This window comes from Ruegeria sp. BF7, assembly GCF_056538605.1.
Genome location: NZ_JBQFTM010000004.1, coordinates 180,653 through 197,659, shown reverse-complemented (window position 1 = coordinate 197,659; position 17,007 = coordinate 180,653). Strand labels below are relative to the sequence as shown.

13 protein-coding genes are annotated in these 17,007 nt (G+C 56.8%); 9 read left to right on the top strand and 4 right to left on the bottom strand.

From position 1 onward, the window contains the following. The first annotated feature begins 27 nt into the window (after positions 1–27). From ACR0IK_RS11640 to ACR0IK_RS11625, 4 genes are read left to right on the top strand one after another with little or no spacing between them, the layout of a single operon-like run. The gene (locus ACR0IK_RS11640) at positions 28–165 is read left to right on the top strand and encodes a hypothetical protein (protein WP_480591219.1); all 138 of its coding nucleotides are present in this window, start codon (positions 28–30) and stop codon (positions 163–165) included. Next, entirely contained in the window at positions 165–923 is a 759-nt protein-coding gene (locus tag ACR0IK_RS11635) for a metal ABC transporter ATP-binding protein (protein ID WP_480641601.1), read from the top strand. The genes ACR0IK_RS11640 and ACR0IK_RS11635 overlap by 1 nt, the downstream gene beginning before the upstream one ends. Further along, positions 916–1,818 carry a metal ABC transporter permease gene (locus tag ACR0IK_RS11630; RefSeq protein WP_480591214.1) on the top strand — a complete coding sequence of 301 codons (903 nt, stop codon included), beginning with the start codon at positions 916–918 and terminating at the stop codon, positions 1,816–1,818. The genes ACR0IK_RS11635 and ACR0IK_RS11630 overlap by 8 nt, the downstream gene beginning before the upstream one ends. Further along, positions 1,815–2,714, top strand: coding sequence for a metal ABC transporter solute-binding protein, Zn/Mn family (locus ACR0IK_RS11625; RefSeq protein ID WP_480641600.1), 900 nt, complete (start codon positions 1,815–1,817; stop codon positions 2,712–2,714). The genes ACR0IK_RS11630 and ACR0IK_RS11625 overlap by 4 nt, the downstream gene beginning before the upstream one ends. Before the next feature lie 710 nt (positions 2,715–3,424). Here ACR0IK_RS11625 and ACR0IK_RS11620 read toward each other — a convergent pair. Beyond that, the gene (locus ACR0IK_RS11620; RefSeq protein ID WP_480641599.1) at positions 3,425–5,797 is read right to left on the bottom strand and encodes a 1-deoxy-D-xylulose-5-phosphate synthase N-terminal domain-containing protein; all 2,373 of its coding nucleotides are present in this window, start codon (positions 5,795–5,797) and stop codon (positions 3,425–3,427) included. Positions 5,798–5,811: 14 nt separating this feature from the next. Then, positions 5,812–7,011, bottom strand: a complete 1,200-nt coding sequence (locus ACR0IK_RS11615; RefSeq protein ID WP_480641598.1) for a methionine gamma-lyase — start codon at positions 7,009–7,011, stop codon at positions 5,812–5,814. A gap of 115 nt (positions 7,012–7,126) precedes the next feature. Between ACR0IK_RS11615 and ACR0IK_RS11610 the strand changes: the two genes are divergently transcribed. After that, entirely contained in the window at positions 7,127–7,582 is a 456-nt protein-coding gene (locus ACR0IK_RS11610; RefSeq protein WP_170554944.1) for an Lrp/AsnC family transcriptional regulator, read from the top strand. Positions 7,583–8,084: 502 nt separating this feature from the next. Here the strand turns inward: ACR0IK_RS11610 and ACR0IK_RS11605 are convergent. Continuing rightward, the gene (locus tag ACR0IK_RS11605; protein ID WP_480591204.1) at positions 8,085–8,897 is read right to left on the bottom strand and encodes a TetR family transcriptional regulator C-terminal domain-containing protein; all 813 of its coding nucleotides are present in this window, start codon (positions 8,895–8,897) and stop codon (positions 8,085–8,087) included. On the opposite strand from ACR0IK_RS11605, the gene ACR0IK_RS11600 reads away from it, so the two are divergent. From ACR0IK_RS11600 to ACR0IK_RS11585, 4 genes are read left to right on the top strand one after another with little or no spacing between them, the layout of a single operon-like run. Beyond that, entirely contained in the window at positions 8,896–10,533 is a 1,638-nt protein-coding gene (locus tag ACR0IK_RS11600; protein WP_480591202.1) for a phytoene desaturase family protein, read from the top strand. The two genes, ACR0IK_RS11605 and ACR0IK_RS11600, sit on opposite strands and share 2 nt — an antisense overlap. Positions 10,534–10,543: 10 nt before the next feature. After that, positions 10,544–12,115: a phytoene desaturase family protein gene (locus ACR0IK_RS11595; protein WP_480641597.1), complete on the top strand. Its 1,572-nt coding sequence runs from the start codon at positions 10,544–10,546 to the stop codon at positions 12,113–12,115. Then, positions 12,115–13,293, top strand: coding sequence for an aminomethyl transferase family protein (locus tag ACR0IK_RS11590; protein WP_480641596.1), 1,179 nt, complete (start codon positions 12,115–12,117; stop codon positions 13,291–13,293). Before ACR0IK_RS11595 ends, ACR0IK_RS11590 begins: the two co-directional genes overlap by 1 nt. Before the next feature lie 28 nt (positions 13,294–13,321). Further along, positions 13,322–14,692 (top strand): aminotransferase, encoded by a 1,371-nt coding sequence (locus ACR0IK_RS11585; RefSeq protein ID WP_480641723.1) that lies wholly within the window; start codon positions 13,322–13,324, stop codon positions 14,690–14,692. 234 nt (positions 14,693–14,926) lie between these two features. Here the strand turns inward: ACR0IK_RS11585 and ACR0IK_RS11580 are convergent, their stop codons facing one another. Continuing rightward, complete coding sequence (locus ACR0IK_RS11580) at positions 14,927–16,966, bottom strand: oxidoreductase (RefSeq protein ID WP_480641595.1); 2,040 nt, start codon at positions 16,964–16,966, stop codon at positions 14,927–14,929. Between the last annotated feature and the right edge of the window lie 41 nt (positions 16,967–17,007).

Genomic DNA, 17,007 nt, shown 5'->3' with positions numbered 1-17,007 from the left:
TTCCGCTTTAGACGCGGGAGAAACCCGATGACCCGGCGCGCGGCGGATTCTGACGCCGTTTCGCAGCGGGGCCGCTGCCTGACCGAGTTCAGCATACCGGTGTTGGTTGCAGGCGCTTTGGCCCTGTCCGCCTTGCTGTGGCTGGCAATTATTTCGGTGATCTGATGTCGACCGTTCTTCAAATCCGCGATCTTACTCTTGGTTACCGCGACCTGACATTGTTCCGGCGCCTGTCCATGGATATCGACGCTGGCACAACTCTGGCCGTTCTGGGGGCCAACGGGTCGGGCAAAAGCACCTTTGTCAAAATGCTGCTGGGGCTCATGGATCCGCTCTCGGGCAATCTGAACTGGCCCAAGGGCCGCCCAGCGGAAATCGGCTATCTGGCGCAAATGACCGAGTTCGACCGACGTTTTCCCATTCGCGTGCGCGATCTGGCCGCGATGGGCGCGTGGCGTGGGTTTGGTTTCCGCTCGGGGCTGGACAGTGCCGCACGCGACCGGATGATGGCAGCGCTGGACGAGGCCGGTGTACTGGATATTGCCGACCGCCCCCTACACATGCTGTCGGGTGGTCAACTTCAGCGTGCTTTGTTTGCGCGGGTCATTATGCAGGACGCCCCGTTGATCCTGCTAGACGAACCCTTTGCCGCCGTAGACCAAAGTACTGAGGCGCATCTTCTGTCGATCATCCGCCGCTGGCGCGACGAAGGTCGTGCCGTAGTGCTGGTGGTGCATGATCTGTCATCGGTTCTGGATCACTGCAGCCATACCCTGCTGCTGGGCGGTCAGGAAGCCACCCATGGCACGGTGAACGATGTCCTGACCCCCGACAGGCTGGTCGCGCAGGGATACCTGTCCGAAAGCCAAGCATCCTGGATGTTCCGAAGCAACCCATCCACAGCGGAGACCGCGCATGTTTGAACTCCTCACTGAAATGTGGAGCTTTGCCTTCATGCGCCGTGCATTTGTGGCAACCACGGTCCTGTCAGCCTCTGTCGCGCCGGTAGGGGCGTTCCTTGTCCTGCGCCGATTGTCGCTTGCGGGTGAGGCCATGGCCCATGCGATCACGCCCGGTATCGTCATTGGCTTTGTGACTGCGGGGCTGTCAGTCATGTCCCTGCTGATTGGAGGATTGATTGCCGGGGTCGGTGTTGCCATCCTGACAGCGTTGCTGGCCCGACGAACCATTTTGCGCAGTGATGCCAGCCTTGCATCGCTCTACTTGATCGCGCTGGCGGTGGGCATTTTCATCCTTTCCGCCGCCGGGTCCGCCGTTCCACTGAAAAGCTTTCTCTTTGGCTCGATCCTTGGGATCGACGATGCCTCGATGCTGCTTGTGGGTGGCGTCGCGACGGTGACGCTGGTGGCGTTCGCTTTTCTGTTGCGCCCCCTGATAGTCAGCACCTGCGATCCGGTGTTTTTTGAGACCCAGACCCGCCGCCCCTGGTTGGTCGATCAGGGTTTCATGCTGTTGCTGGTTCTGAACCTGCTGGCCGCATTCAAAACACTGGGTACGCTGATGGCCGTTGGCCTGATGATCCTGCCCGCGACTGCGGCCCGTTATTGGGCCAGTACGATCACCGCCCAGCTGGTTCTGGGTTTCATCTTCGCCTTGTCCAGCTGCTGGATCGGTCTGACCCTGTCCTACCTGTTCCCCGACACGCCTTCGGGTCCGGCCATCGTGCTGGTTGCAGGTGCTTTTTTCCTGTTCTCGGCCATATTCGGCCCGCTTGGTTTTGGCGGACGGCTGCGCAAACCGTCCGTTTCAAAAGACCTCACCGTTGCGCAAGTTCCACAAGAAGAGAGAGCACAATGACTCTTACGAAATCCCTCTATGCTGGTGTCACCTCGGCCTCCCTTGCCTTGGCAACGTTTCCGGCTGTGGCTGGTGAAAACGATGTGAAAATTGTCGCCAGCTTCTCGATCCTTGGTGACATGGTCGAAGAGGTTGTCGGTGATCTGGCCACTGTGACGACCATCGTGGGTCCCGACGCCGACGCGCATGTCTACCAGCCGTCGGTCGCCGACGCGAAGGCCGTCGCCGAAGCGGACATCATCTTTGTCAACGGTCTGGGTTTTGAGACTTGGTCCGACACTCTGATCTCGGAGTCTGGTACTGAGGCTACCGTGCATGTCGCAACCGAGGGCGTCATCCTGGTCAAAGTCGATGGTGAAATCGATCCTCATGCCTGGAACTCTCTGTCGAATGGTGTGGTTTACGTAACCAACGTGGCGAATGCGATGAAAGAAGCACTGCCCGAACACGCCGACCAGATCGCCGCCAACGCCAATGCCTTTATTGCCGAGTTGGAAGCACTGGATGCGGAAACCAAAGCCAAGCTGGCTGACCTACCCGCAGATCGCCGCACTGTGGTGACGGCACATGACGCGTTCGGCTATCTTGCAGATGCGTACGAAATGAACTTCCTGGCACCCGTCGGTATCGACACCGAAGCAGAACCTTCGGCGCGAGAGCTTGCTGTTCTAATCGACCAGCTGAAAGCCGAGGGCGCGGCGGCGCTGTTTGTTGAAAACATTACCAGCCCCGCTCTGGTTCAACAGATTTCGGACGAAACCGGCATCGAGATCGGCGGCCGTCTGTTTTCGGACGCCCTGTCCGAGCGTGGTGGCCCGGCGACCAGCTACTTGGCAATGTTCCAGCATAACTTGGGCACACTGCTGGAAGCTTTGTCCCAAGAAGCAGCCAGCTAAAACGGTTTCTTGCGCGAGCTGGTTCTCGACATGACCCTCGAGAGCCGCTCCACGCTTAAACTACGGGGCTGCCTCGTCGCGACCGCCCAATAAAATCAGTTTTGTCCGCGATTTTTGAATTCGTTCATTCGATGAATTTGTTCGAGCAGCGAATGACAGGTTCGGCGGATGCACTGCGGCACGCTTTGCTCCGGTTGAAGCATGATAGTCGGCAGATAAAGGCTGATAGTCGACGTTTTCTGCACCGCGTCATCGTACAGACCCGCAGCCCAGGGTCAAACTTCATTGAAGTAGCAGCGTTTAGTTTTGTGTTCCTTCTGAAGCTGAACGTTCATGTGTTTTAGGCCCAATTATGACGGTTGGACCAGGCTTGTGTGACATTCACCACCAGAGGTAACTTTTTTGGCGGAAAGGTAATTTAATTGGTCATAAGGCAGAATATCTCTACATTCGACACCTTGTTTTTTTGGTCGGAGTGAGAGGTTTCGAGCCTCCCACCGCTGCCTCCCGAAGACCGGTGCAGAGGGCCAAGTTATTTATTTTTAGTCAAAGGAGCCCTGTTTTTCGGGCGTCATCTCCAATCAAACCAGCCAAGTTCAGGTCCGGTAGGTTCATTGAACCTAAGAGCACTGTCTACATGGCCGGATAGTTATCTTGGTCTATGATCAGTGCTAGTTTGTTCGCTACATTATTGTCCAGGTCCAGCCCACTTATGCACGGTGAAGCGCCCTGCCATGGGTCAGGCCATTCACTTTCTCCAGAATGGCGTCTGCGTCAATGCAATGGTGGCGATATAGATCGCCGATCGTTCCGGTCTGACCAAAATGCTCGACGCCCAAAGGAATGGTCTGATGTCCAAGCACAGCCCCCAGCCAGGATAGAGTTGCAGGATGGCCATCGATAACGGTGACGAGCTTGCAATGTGGCGGAAGGTCGGACATCAGGGTTTCGATGTGAGAGCGTGCCGACCGGGTACCGCGAGAACGCGCTCGTTGAGCGGCGGTCCACCCGGCATTCAAGCGATCTGCCGATGTCACGGCCAAAACACCTATATCACGACGGCCCTCGCCAATCATGCCGGCGGCTTTGATTGCCTCTGGCGCGACGGCCCCTTGATAGGCGACAACAACTTCGCAATTGGGTCCTGGTTTTCGTAACCAATAAGCGCCATCGATGGCCCCTTGGCGAAATTCGTCGTCTACGCGCTTGCCGGGCTGTTCGATTGGATTGGTGGTCAGCCGCAGATAGACGGACCCTCCGGTTTCATCGCGAAGCCAGGTGCGCTCGTCCGGTTGCCCTTCGCCGTCGCGCTGCATGTAATCAAAGGCCCACTCCATGATCACCGCCAGCTCGTCGGCAAAGGCGGGTTCAAAAGCGGCCAACCCGTCCTGGCTCATCCCGATGAGCGGCGTTCCAACGGATTGGTGTGCTCCACCTTCGGGTGCGAGGGTGACGCCCGATGGTGTGCCAACCAGCATAAAGCGTGCGTCCTGATAACAGGCGTAATTCAGAGCATCGAGGCCGCGGCTGACAAAAGGATCGTAAACGGTGCCAATCGGGATCAGTCGCTTGCCGAACAGGGAATGCGATAGACCCGCCGCTCCCAGAAGCAACATGAGATTCATTTCGGCGATACCAAGCTCGATATGCTGCCCTTCCGGCGTGAACTCCCATTTTGCGGTTGATGGGATGCGGTGTTCTATGAAGGCGTCAGATTGTTCGGAACGGGCAAACAGTTTGCGCCTGTTCACCCAAGGACCAAGGCTTGTTGTGCCTGTCACATCTGGGGAAGTCGTCACTATGCGTCCGGCCAATGGGCTGTCGCCTTTTGACAGATCGTCAAGAATCTTGCCAAACGCCATCTGGGTCGAGATTTCGCGACTGGTGTCGATCCCTATTGGAGGCACATACAACTTGTCATCAAAATAGCGGCGCGTACCTTTGGCAAAAAATGGCGTGTTGGCAAGAAAACCCTTGTACGTGTCTGGGTCCCGCACTGTCGCAAGCGGCTCCCATTCTTCGCCTTCCGGCACTCCCATATGCGACTGCCACGCAGCAAACTGGCTATTGTTCATCAGCCCGCCGTGATTGTCCTTGTGGCCCGCAATGGGGGTGCCCCATCCTTTGACGGTATAGGCCAGAAAACATGTTGGGCGATCATGATCGATGGCGGCAAATGTCTGGGCCATCGTCTCGACGCAGTTGCCACCAAGGTTTTCCATCAGGGCAGCAAGTTCCGCGTCCGTGCGCCTTTCGATCAGGGCGGTCACGTCTCCCTGATCCCCCAGATCGTCCAAGAGACGCTGACGCCAGTTCGCGCCACCCATGAAAGTCAAAGCAGAGTAGTCCTGGTTGGGGCAAGCGTCGATCCAATCACGCAGGCGGTTGCCGCCGGGCTCTTCAAAGGCCGCGCGTTGCAGAACCCCATACTTTACACGCACGACATCCCAACCGAACGCATCGAAGATTTTCTCGATCCGTTCGAACAGCCCTTCCCGGACGATACCGTCCAGTGACTGTCGGTTGTAGTCGATGATCCACCACGTGTTTCGCAGGTCGTTCTTCCAGCCTTCCTGCAACGCCTCGTAAACGTTTCCTTCATCCAGTTCGGCATCGCCCACGAGGGCTACCATACGTCCCATTGGCGCATCTGAGCCCCAGCTTTTGGCCTTGATGTAGTCTTGAATGATCGAGGCAAACGAGGTGATCGCAACACCCAGACCCACCGACCCGGTCGAGAAATCAACATCGTCGATATCCTTGGTCCGGCTGGGATAACTTTGCACCCCCCCGAATCCGCGAAAACTCTCCATCTTCTCACGTGTTTGATTGCCCATGAGATACTGCATCGCGTGAAAAACTGGCGAGGCATGGGGTTTGACTGCAACCCGGTCTTCTGGACGCAAGGCCGAGAAATAGAGCGCGGTCATGATCGAGACCATCGAAGCAGACGAAGCCTGATGGCCACCGATCTTGATCCCATCCACCTTCGGTCGAACATGGTTGGCATGGTGAATCATCCAATGAGACAACCAGAGCAGGCGCTGTTCCACAATCTTCAGTTGGGTGGGATCAATGTGCATGACTGTCTCCGGGTTCAGGCGGCGCTGCGGGCAGGGTAGGGCAAGGCTTGCTCCAGGTCTGCAAGGATATCTTCGACATCCTCCAGCCCGACGGACAGACGGATCAGGCCATCGCTGATCCCATGCTCGGCCCGCTCTTCCGGGGTATACGTCGAATGGGTCATGGATGCGGGGTGCTGGATCAGGGTTTCCGCGTCGCCCAAGGACACCGCGCGCTGGATCATGTTCAAGCGGTTCATGAAATCGATCCCACCGGACAGGCCGGACTTGATTTCAAACGCTATCATGGCGCCGGGTTGGGACATCTGACGCTGCGCGACATCATGCTGGGCGAAACTCTCAAGCCCGGGGAAGTAAACTTCGCCGACGGCGGGATGTGCTTCGAGGAAGTCCGCGACGACCATGGCGGACGCACAGTGACGATCCAGACGCAGGTTCAGTGTCTTCAGACCACGCAGGATCAGCATCGCGTTGAAAGGGGCCATTACCGCGCCGGTCATGTCTTTCATCCCAACAAGGCGGATCTCAGCAATCTGTTCAGCGGTTCCTACAACAAGACCCGCGACCACATCACCATGCCCGCCGAGGTATTTAGTAGCGGAGTGCAGAACGATATCTGCCCCAAGTTCAATCGGGCGGGTCAGATACGGGCTGGCATAGGTGTTGTCGACTACGACTGTTGCACTGACCGAGTGCGCAATTTCGGCGCTGGCGGCGATGTCCACCAAGCGCATGTTCGGATTGGCCGGAGTTTCAAAATAGACAACGCGGGTCTTGTCGGAAACGGCCGCTTTCAGGTTCTCAGGGTCTGTCATGTCGACATGTGTGATCGTGACCCCCCACTTCGCCAAACCATGACGCAGGAAGGCGAAGGTGCAGCCATAGAGCGTTTTGTCCACGATGACTTCGTCCCCCGGCGACAGCAGGGTCCAAAGCACTGCCGTGATCGCCCCCATGCCGCTTGAGAGAGCTAGTCCAGCCTCGGCTCCCTCAAGTACGGCAATACGTTGTTCAAGAAGGTCGCATGTGGGGTTTGAAATACGGCTGTAGATATGACCTTCACGCTCACCGGCGAACAACTCTCCACCAGCTTCTGCGGTTTCGAACGTAAACGTGGACGTCAAATGTAGCGGTGGTGTCAGCGCGCCGTCATTTTCCAGAGGATTGTAAGCATGGTGAATGGCGCGGGTGGCAAATCCGGTTGAACGGGTCATTACAAGCTCCTGATTCAGTTTGAAGCCAGTTTGCGCCTTTACTTTGAGCTATTGGTTGCGAAAAATACCAATGTGGTAATGAAAATTAGCATAATCTGCTAAGCAAGAGGGTGAAATGGACGCTAAGGACAGGCAGATCATTCGAGCTCTGCAGCGTGACGGGCGCATGACGAACCAGGATCTTGCCGACGAGGTGAACCTGTCCCCGTCACCGTGTTTGCGCCGGGTCAAAAACCTTGAAGCCAACGGAGTGATAAAGGGATACAGCGCCGACGTTGACGCTGCCGCGTATGGGATGGCCATTACCGTCTTCGTGCGTATCCGGTTAGAGCGACACAATGAAACGGACGTTCAGAACTTTGAAAAACGTGTTCGGATGATTGATGAAGTTCTTGAATGCCACGTGCTGACCGGGGCAATGGACTATCAGTTGCGGGTTTTGGTGTCGGACCTTGAGGCTTACGAGGAGTTTATTCGCCACCGAATTCATCCGATCGGTGGGATAGCCTCGATCGACACCAGCTTTGTCTATGGAACGGTAAAAAAGACAGCTGTTTTTCCGCCCGGATAGATAGACCGAGTTAGAATGGGTTGCTATCAAACGGCTAAACATCTTAGCTGTTTGGTTTTTTTCCGCCGCATTTTCCCATTGTCAGCATCGCTATAGTCCGGAGCTCTTGCATAAAGCTGCCAGCGCGTTGGCGTTCGGCAAGTACTCAGGTGCAACGAACTTCGGATCACTGTCTTGAATACAACAAAATATGGGCATTGGAAGCCGACCATTGCACTTAAGTGGCAGATGGCGCTGCAATAACGTTGCGGTTCATTGCGAGCAAATCATGCGACACGTTCCCATTCTCACCATCGCTATAGCGAAAACATGCAGAGCGTGCTGTATCACTTCTAAGAGGATAGCGATTACGCCGTAGTCTTTGTTGAGCAAAGTCCAAGAGACAAGTTTGATTGCATTATCCGAAGAGAGGCTGATCGAATGATCAGCTTGAAAGTAAAAGCTGCATATTCTTCGGCTGCCCTTAGAGTAGTCTAAGAAGTTTGCAGGGCTGCTGATTGGTCTACTTCCCAATCTTTGTTTGGAATGCTTCCGCATGGTTAGGGAATAGCGTTTGAAGGAAATTTAGTGTCTGTGTCAGCGCCCCTTCACGTGAGTAGATGTGTGGGAACAGATGCAGTTTCTGCCAGTAACCGTCAGTCAGCGTATCGATCCAGCCCCCAGCTAAACTGGCCTTGTCAGGGTCTTCCGGCACCAGCTGATGGCAGATCTCGCTGAGCATCTTGGACCGTTTGTCCTCAAATTCGCGGTTGATTTCAGCATATTGTGGAACAAAATTCTGTTCCCCGAAGAAGGCAAACCAGATGGCGAGTGCATTGGAGTTGCAGATCTTGGGGCTAAAATCCGCCTCGATGATTGTGCGCAACCGGGTCGCGGGGTCTTCTGGTGCCTTGCCCAACGCCGCCACCCAGTGGGCCTCGTAGGTTTGGTACTGATCCCGCAGTGCTTCGGTAAGAATCCCGGTCTTGGACTTGAAATAGAAGACTGCCACGCCTTGAGACAGCCCGGCCTCGTTGGCTACTGTCGCCAGCGTTGTCTTGGCGAGCCCGTTAATCACAATCGACTTAAGAGTCGCATCGAGAATCTGACGCCGTCGCATGTCGGCGTTTTCCTTGCGTTCCTTGCGCGGCTTCCTGCCGCTGCCCTTAGATGCCACCATGAGAAATCCAAACCAAACTTCAACTTTTTCCCTTGTTCCACAATTCTCTGTTCCTGTCAGCCCACTTATTTTTATTTGAGCGCTCAAAAAAACTTTACGAAAAATATCTTCTCCTCTACGCTCCACCTGACGAAGGTCGAGCCAGGAGAAGTTCATGGGGCAGCACGACAGATATGACGCAATCGTCGCAGGGGCAGGGCACAATGGCCTGACTACGGCCTGCTACTTGGCAAAGGCAGGGCTGAGGGTTCTGGTTGTGGAAAAGAACGATTGGATCGGCGGTGCAGCTGTGAGCCGGTCGCTGCATGAAGGTTGGACCTATTCCAACTGCTCCTATGTCTGTTCGCTGCTACGCCGCGAAATTGTGCGCGACTTGGAACTGCCAAAATATGGGCTTCAGGTGATCCCCTACGAAGGTGGTGCCAGCTTTAACCGGGACGGCGACTACTTTGCCTATATGTCCGACCATGACGCGCTGCGCCGGGAAATAAGCCGCCACAGTACGCATGACGCGGATGCCTATGACCGGTTCAGCCAGACAGTGATACGCCAATGCCGCTTCATCCGGCCTTTTCTGTTGCGAAACGCACCAGATCCCACCTCGTTAAAGCCGCGCGACATCGGCGAGCTGCTGTTTCTGATCAAACAGGCGCATGGGCTGGGCAAGAAGGAGCTGGGCGAGACCCTGCGCTTTTGGTCGATGTCGATCGGCGACTTCCTAGATGAACATTTCGAGAATGACCTGATCAAGGCGCACATAGCCGGGGCGGGGATCATAGGTACGGGCCTAGGTGTCTATTCGCCCGGCACAGCTTATGTTCTGCTACACCACTACATGGGCGACGTGGATGGCGCGATTGGGGCTTGGGGCTTTGCCCGTGGCGGCATGGGTGCAATCTCCAACGCGCTTGGAGCCTGTTTTGAGGAAGCAGGCGGCACTATCGTAACCGGCTCTGGCGTCGACCGCTTTTTGGTTTCCAATGGCAGGGTCACAGGGGTCGTGTTGGAAAATGGCGATGAATACCGCGCGCCCTTAGTCGCCTCCAATATGGATGTGAAGCGAACTTTCCTGGAGCATACCGAGCAGCAGCATTTACCCCAAGATTTTTTGAAGGCGGTCAAAAGGTTCAAGATTCGCGGCTCGTCGGGCAAGTTGAACATTGCACTGGATGCCTTGCCCGAGTTTCCTGCCGCACCCAAGAGTGCGCCTTTCTTGCGCGGCGATCTCCATTGCGCCGAAAGCCTGAACGAACTGGAACGCGCCTATGACGATTGGAAAGAGGGGCGCTGGTCGCAAAACCCTTATTTCGACATGCTGATCCCCAGCCAGATCGACCCGACAATGGCCCCGCCGGGCAAGCACATGATGACCGTCTTCGTACAATACGCGCCCTACGATCTGGAAGTGGGCGGCGTGCGCGCCGGAACCAACTGGAATGGCCAGACCCGCGGCGCCTTTGCGGATTGTGTCTTCGACAAACTGGAACAGGCCTGCCCCGACATCCGCAGCAAGACTTTACATGCTGAAATCCGCACCCCTTGGGATATCGAGCAGGAGGTTGGTCTTACCGAAGGCAACATCTTTCAGGGCGAACTGACCTTCGACCAGCTGCTCTTCAACCGTCCGGTCCCCGGTTACGCACAATACGATACGCCTATTGATGGCATGTACATAGTCGGATCCTCAGCCCACCCAGGCGGCGGTGTGATGGCGGCTCCGGGTGCCAATGCTGCCAAAGAAATCCTGCGCAACATTGGCAAAAGCAACGCAATGAACAGCTACGCAGCCTGAGGAGTATATGATGACGACACCTACCTATGATGCGGTTGTCATTGGCGCGGGTCATAACGGGCTGGCCGCAGCTGCGACGCTGGCCCGTAAGGGCAAATCGGTTTGCGTGATCGAAAGGAACGAGACCGCAGGCGGTATGGCGCGCAACACCACACTTGCAGGCGGGACTCAGGTGCCGGAGATCGCGCATCTGCTTTACAACTTACACCCTAAAGTGACTAAAGAGTTGGGTCTCGGGACAGCACGTGCTCCCTTGGAATTGCGCAAGCTGGCTTCAGTGTCGCTATCAGAAGACGGTAACCATGCGATCATCCGTGATGGCAAGGCTGAATTGGCAGACGGTCGACCTCATCCCGAAGCCGCGCCTTTTGCCGAATTGATGCGCCGTTTGACCCTGTTTGCGCGTTTGCTGGGCCAGCTTTCTACGAAAACCCCTCCGTCGCTTGAAGGCGGCTTGAACAGCCTGGATATGCTCACCGAACTTGGCGGATTGGCCAAACTGGGGCTGGATCTAAAGCGGATGGGCAAGAAGGACATGCGCGAGTTTCTCCGCGTTCTCCTGTCCAACGCTTATGACTTGATTTTGGATGATCTTGAGGACAGCCCGCTGGCTGGCGCGCTGGCAGCAGATGCGGTGCGCGGCGCTTATGCAGGCCCGCGCTCACCTGGGACTGTCTTTACCTTAATGTACCGCTTGGGGCAGGGCGGCGGTGCGCAGCTGCCAGTGGGTGGAATGGGCGCAGTTTCCGCTGCGTTTGAGACTGCGGCTCGCGCTGCCGGGGCGGAAATCCTTACTGGCAACGGCGTGGCCCGGGTGTTGGTTGAAAACGATCATGCAGCGGGCGTGGTGCTGGAGGACGGCACCCAAATCTCCGCCCGAGCAGTTTTGAGCAATACGGGCCCAATGCCCGCAATGATGCTCACAGGCACAAAACATTACGACGTCGAAGCAGTCCGGCGAATGCGCAACCAGCGCTGCAAAGGCTCGGCGGCCAAGGTCAATCTGGTGCTTAGCGGTACGCCGGAGTTCACAGGTCTCAATCCCGACCTTGCGGCGAGCCGGCTGCTGATCGCCCCGAGTGCAACTTATGTAGAACGTGCCTTCAACCCGGCTAAATACGGCGAGATGCCGAAAGCGCCTGTTATTGAGGCGATCATTCCCAACCTGACAGACCCGACGCTGGCCAAAGACGGTCGGCATGTGATTTCTGCCGTGGTCAGTTCTGTTCCCTACGGTCTGGACGGCGGCTGGGATGAGGCAGCTCGTGAGAAACTGTCAAACGTCACAATTGCAACGCTTGAGAAATACGCACCCGGTATCGGAGGTCTGGTCATAGAGACGCAAGCCCTCAGCCCTGCCTGTATTGAAGCGCGAACAGGGGCGCCGGGTGGGCATTGGCATCATGCTGAGATGGGCATCGACCAGATTCTAACGGTGCGGCCCGCCAACGGAATGGCGCATTACCGGTTTGGACCCGAAGGCTACTACCTATGTGGTGCAGGCGCCCACCCGGGCGGAGACGTGACCGGTTTGGCCGGCCGTAACAGCGCAATGCAGCTATTGAAGGACGGGGTACTCTGATGACCAAACATGTTCCCATCGGCCTGATCGAAACTCCGTTCCAGCCGCGGCTGGAGGCGCTCAGCACTGCTAAGAGTTGGACCAATTGGGCAGGCTACGTTTCGGCCGCGACATTGGACACGGTGGAGTTCGAATATTTCGCCATCCGCAACCAGACAACCCTGTTTGATATTTCGCCGATGCACAAATACCGCATTACAGGACCGGATGCGTTGGAGGTCGTGAACCGGCTGGTGACCCGCGACGTCGCCAAGCTGCGCGATGGACGGGTCGGCTATGTTCTATGGTGCGATGAAGAGGGCATGGTGATCGACGATGGCACATTGTTCCGCTACTCCGAAACAGATTTCCGCCTTTGCTGCCAGGAGCCGATGTATACATGGCTTCTCGACACCGCCTGGGGATTGGACGTCGAAATCGCAGACGAGAGCCAGAACACCGCGGCGTTGTCTTTACAGGGGCCGACGTCGTTCTCGCTGTTGCAGGATGCAGGTCTGGGTGATGTTGGAGAGATGAAGCCTTTCGATTGGCGCGAGGTCGAACCGGATCTCTGGGTATCGCGCACCGGGTTTACCGGTGATCTCGGTTATGAGCTGTGGGTTCCGAATGGCAACGCGTTGGACTTGTGGGACCGGTTGTGGGCGGCAGGCTGCCATTGGGGGTTGAAGGCGATCGGCTTCGAGGCGCTCAAAATCTGCCGGATCGAGGCAGGGTTCATCGCCGCTGGTTTCGACTTCCAACCTGTTCACACTGCCATGCGCCTGGGGCGCGGCCGTAGCCCGCTGGAGTTGGGCTTCGATAAAATGGTGGATTTCACAAAGGGCCATTTCAATGGGCGCCGCGCATTACTGAAGCAACGGCAATCCGGTCTGCGGTATCACCTGCGCAAGATCGATATTGGCGGGTTCAAACCCGCTGATGGCGCTCTGATCTATCACAAGAAGAAGAAAGAGGTGGGGCATGTGACCTCTGGCGTATGGTCCCCCACGACCAAGCGCAACATAGCACTGGCCGAGTTCAAAGCGCCTTTCGGCGAGGGCATCACGGATGACCTCTGGGCAGAAGTTTACGTCAACGAAGAGGGCCAATGGGACAAGCGCCTTGTGCCGGTCACAATCGAACACAACCCCTTTTTCATCAATAGCCGTGCGCGAGCAACTCCGCCACGCCCGTTCTGAATCGGATTAGGTACTTCCAATGACCAAAATGAAACCAAATACGTTGTCCAACGAACCGAGCCCCAACACCCTGCACACGTGGGATCGCACCCATCAATTGCATCCTTGGATGGCAATGGACGACTGGCGTGGATACGACAATATGCTGATGGAGACTGCCGAGGGGATTCACCTTTGGGACGCCTCCGGAAAGCGCTACATCGACGGGCCCGGCGGCATGTGGTGCACCCAGATCGGCTATGGCCGCCAGGAGATGGCCGATGCCATCGCCGCGCAGGTCATTAAACTACCCTATACTTCTCCGTTCACCAACACCACTGAACCATCGGCGATGCTGGCTAAGAAGATCGCCGAAATGGCACCCGGAGATTTGAATAATGTATTCTTTACTACCGGTGGCTCGACGGCGGTGGATACGGCGCTGCGTACGATGCAGTACATGAACAACCGCCGCGGCAAACCACAAAAGAAGAAGATCATTGCCCGCGAGAAGGGCTATCACGGCTCGACCTATCTGGCCCATTCGGTGACCGGCAAGGAGCGCGACAAAAGCCATTTCGATTTCGAGACGCGACTGGTGCATTTCCTGCCCGACGTTAACCCCTATCGCCGCCCTGCGGACATGAGCGTCGAGGATTGGTGCGATGACAAAGTCGCCGACCTAGCTGCCGCTATTGCAGAGATTGGCGCGGAAAACATTGGCGCCTTCATTGCCGAGCCGATTCTTTCCTCCGGAGGTGTCATTGTGCCTGCTCCCGGCTACCACAAACGGACTTGGGAGCTCTGCCGCGCCAACGATATCTTGTACATCTCCGACGAGGTGGTGACCGGTTTCGGCCGGCTGGGTCATTGGTTTGCCTCCGAAGAAGTTTTCGGTATTCAGCCCGACATGATCACCTGCGCAAAGGGTCTGACCTCTGGGTATCTGCCTTTGGGCGCATGCATCATTTCCGACCGGGTTATGGAACAGATGAGTCACCTGGGTACACCGTCTTCCTACACAAACGGATACACCTACTCAGGTCATCCGGTCTCTTGCGTCGCAGCGCTGAAGAATATCGAGATCATCGAGCGAGAAGGTATCCTGGAGCATGTCCGCGCCGTCACCCCGCATTTTCAAGCACGCCTGCGCGAACTTATGACGTTTGGAATCGTCGGCGATGCTCGCGGTGAGGGACTTTTGGGATGTATCGAATGTCGGGCGGAGGATCTGGAAGCCGAGCGCAAGCTTGGCGCGATGATTGATGCCGCCTGCGAGAAGATGGGCCTGATCGTGCGACCGCTGATCAACATGGCTGTGTTCTCGCCACCGTTGATCATCACGTTGGAGCAGATCGACGAAATGTTCGACATTCTTGAACGAGCCATTCAGCAGGTGGAAGCGCAGCTGACTGTGTAAGGTTGGGGTAGGGGTGACAGAGGCTCCAGTCACCTTTCCCGAACTGGCGGGTGCATCGGGTTCCGGCACCCGCCTTTATTGTTCTATTGTTCTGGAAATGCTTGGCACCAGCTGCAACTCGGCATCTGAAAACTATTCACCTGATCGGCAGGCACAGCGCCATCCAACGTTTGCATCTATAGAAGGCATTCTTTCCGCGGCGCTTATTGTGGAAGTCCGATTGCGCGTGTGTTCTTACACCGTATGTTCGCGACGCCCGTATTTCGTGGCAAGATCAACTTCCTGTCCCAGGTCCATCGCGGCGCGGTAGCCGCTTTGCACGGCGGCCGCTATGATATGGGGGGCTTCGGCGTCGCCAATGCGGATTACGGATTTGATGCCGGACTCGTGTAATCCATCTCCCATACCCTTTAGGCCATCATAGAGATCCAGCACCGGCAGGCGGCGGGTAAGCGGGATAATTGCATCGCAGGCATGAGAACTGCGGCTCTCTGAGAACATGCAGGACAAGACTGCCTCTCCCTTATGGGCAGCCACCAGCATTCGGTTGGGTACGACGGCAACCCCCGCCTCAATCAAGGCGGTATTGGATTGGTAGACCTCGGTCGTCCATTGGCCCCAATCGCAGGGACGGCCAGCGGGCGTCACCAGCGTGACCCTGTGCCCTTCCTTGCGCAGCTTTAAGGCCAGAACTGAGCCGAGGTAGTAGTGATCGTCATCATAGATCATCACATGATCCGCATTCAGCGTTTCACCTTTCAGCACTGTTTCCGCCGAGACGACCATGCCGGGCGCCTCCTCCTCTAAACCGGCATCGGAATGCCGCCCGATGGTATCCGTCGCCCAGACCGCCCCTGTTGCGGCGATCACATGGGAGGCACCAAGATCCAGCACATCGGATGCTGTCAGCGGGCTTTCCGGGTAGATTTCCACGTTGGGTAGTTTTTCAATTTGCCCAACGCGCCAGTCGCATACGCGGGCCCATTCAATCATCCCTGGCAAACGGGACTCACGGGTAACGCGGCCTCCTAGTACGCGGCTTGCTTCGGCCAGCATTACCGAATGGCCGCGCTCGCCTAGAACCCGGGCGGCTTCCAGCCCGGCGGGTCCTGCTCCGACAACCAGCACTTTTTCAGGTTTTTCGCTGCGCCCGGCTTTCTCGGGGTGCCAGCCTTGGCGCCATTCCTCGCCCATGGTCGGGTTCTGGGTGCAGCGCAGTGGCACACCAAGCGAGTCATGCGCGTAGCAGATATTGCAACCGATGCACTCGCGTATGTCTTCGCTGCGGCCTTCTTCAACCTTCTTTGGCAGGAACGGGTCAGCGATTGACGGGCGTGCCGCACCGATCAGATCTTGCCCGCCCTGGCGGATCACCTGCGCCATGGTGTCAGGCGAGGTGTAACGCCCTACCGCCACAACGGGTTTGGAGGTCAGAGATTTCGCTCGCGCGATATTATCCGTAAAAGACGCTTCCTTGACGAAACGGCTTACCCCCATCTCAACCCCGTAGTCGGGCACCACCAGGTCCCACAGGTCTGGCAGGTCCGCCAGCATGGCGAAGGCATCATAGCTCTCGGCATCGTCCAGCCCGACGCTGAAACGGGTGGCCACGGCGCATTTGTGACCAACGGCCTCTTTTGTTTCCTCGATGAGTTCGCGCACCAGCCGAACCCGATTCCTCAGGCTGCCGCCGTATTCATCAGTGCGTGTGTTGTTCACCGGGTCGAGGAATTCCGACAGCAGGTAGCCGTGGGTGGCATAGACATAAACGATGTCGAAACCGGCATCGACCGCTCTTAAGGCAGCCTCGCGGTGCCATTTGCGAATATTGCGGATGTCCTCGCGATCAATTTTGCGCGCCTGTCCCGGATGCAGCACGGTGGAATCCGTCTGCGGTCGGTTGCGCATACCAAGGGGGGCAAGCCGGGTGCCGAAATTCGTCACCATACCGCCGCCTATCCACAACTCCACCCCGGCCAGCGCGCCATGTTCATGCACGGCGTCGGTCATCAACTTGTTGGCCCGAATATCATCCTCGTCCCACAGTGCGGCATAGGGGTAGTAGTCGTTATCCGAAGTTGGGTGAATCGAGCAGAATTCGGTATTCACAACCCCCCAACCTCCTTCCGCCTTCATCCCCCGCATTGCCGCCACGGTGCGCGGGCGCCGCCATCCCATGCCCGCGCAGTGCGGCACTTGGTAGAAACGGTTCTTCGTCTCTACGGGGCCGATTTTCAGCGGCTGGAAGAGGATGTCGTGGCGAGGATCGCGCATCAGTATTTACCCTTTGATATGCAGGTTTTGCATCATAATTT

Bases quoted from the DNA above. Each gene is read 5' to 3' on its own strand.
- ACR0IK_RS11615 (WP_480641598.1), bottom strand. From the start codon at position 7,011: ATGACCCGTTCAACCGGATTTGCCACCCGCGCCATTCACCATGCTTAC.
- ACR0IK_RS11590 (WP_480641596.1), top strand. From the start codon at position 12,115: ATGACCAAACATGTTCCCATCGGCCTGATCGAAACTCCGTTCCAGCCG.
- ACR0IK_RS11620 (WP_480641599.1), bottom strand. From the start codon at position 5,797: ATGCACATTGATCCCACCCAACTGAAGATTGTGGAACAGCGCCTGCTC.
- ACR0IK_RS11605 (WP_480591204.1), bottom strand. From the start codon at position 8,897: ATGAACTTCTCCTGGCTCGACCTTCGTCAGGTGGAGCGTAGAGGAGAA.
- ACR0IK_RS11580 (WP_480641595.1), bottom strand. From the start codon at position 16,966: ATGCGCGATCCTCGCCACGACATCCTCTTCCAGCCGCTGAAAATCGGC.
- ACR0IK_RS11585 (WP_480641723.1), top strand. From the start codon at position 13,322: ATGAAACCAAATACGTTGTCCAACGAACCGAGCCCCAACACCCTGCAC.
- ACR0IK_RS11625 (WP_480641600.1), top strand. From the start codon at position 1,815: ATGACTCTTACGAAATCCCTCTATGCTGGTGTCACCTCGGCCTCCCTT.
- ACR0IK_RS11640 (WP_480591219.1), top strand. From the start codon at position 28: ATGACCCGGCGCGCGGCGGATTCTGACGCCGTTTCGCAGCGGGGCCGC.
- ACR0IK_RS11595 (WP_480641597.1), top strand. From the start codon at position 10,544: ATGACGACACCTACCTATGATGCGGTTGTCATTGGCGCGGGTCATAAC.
- ACR0IK_RS11635 (WP_480641601.1), top strand. From the start codon at position 165: ATGTCGACCGTTCTTCAAATCCGCGATCTTACTCTTGGTTACCGCGAC.
- ACR0IK_RS11610 (WP_170554944.1), top strand. From the start codon at position 7,127: ATGGACGCTAAGGACAGGCAGATCATTCGAGCTCTGCAGCGTGACGGG.
- ACR0IK_RS11630 (WP_480591214.1), top strand. From the start codon at position 916: ATGTTTGAACTCCTCACTGAAATGTGGAGCTTTGCCTTCATGCGCCGT.
- ACR0IK_RS11600 (WP_480591202.1), top strand. From the start codon at position 8,896: ATGGGGCAGCACGACAGATATGACGCAATCGTCGCAGGGGCAGGGCAC.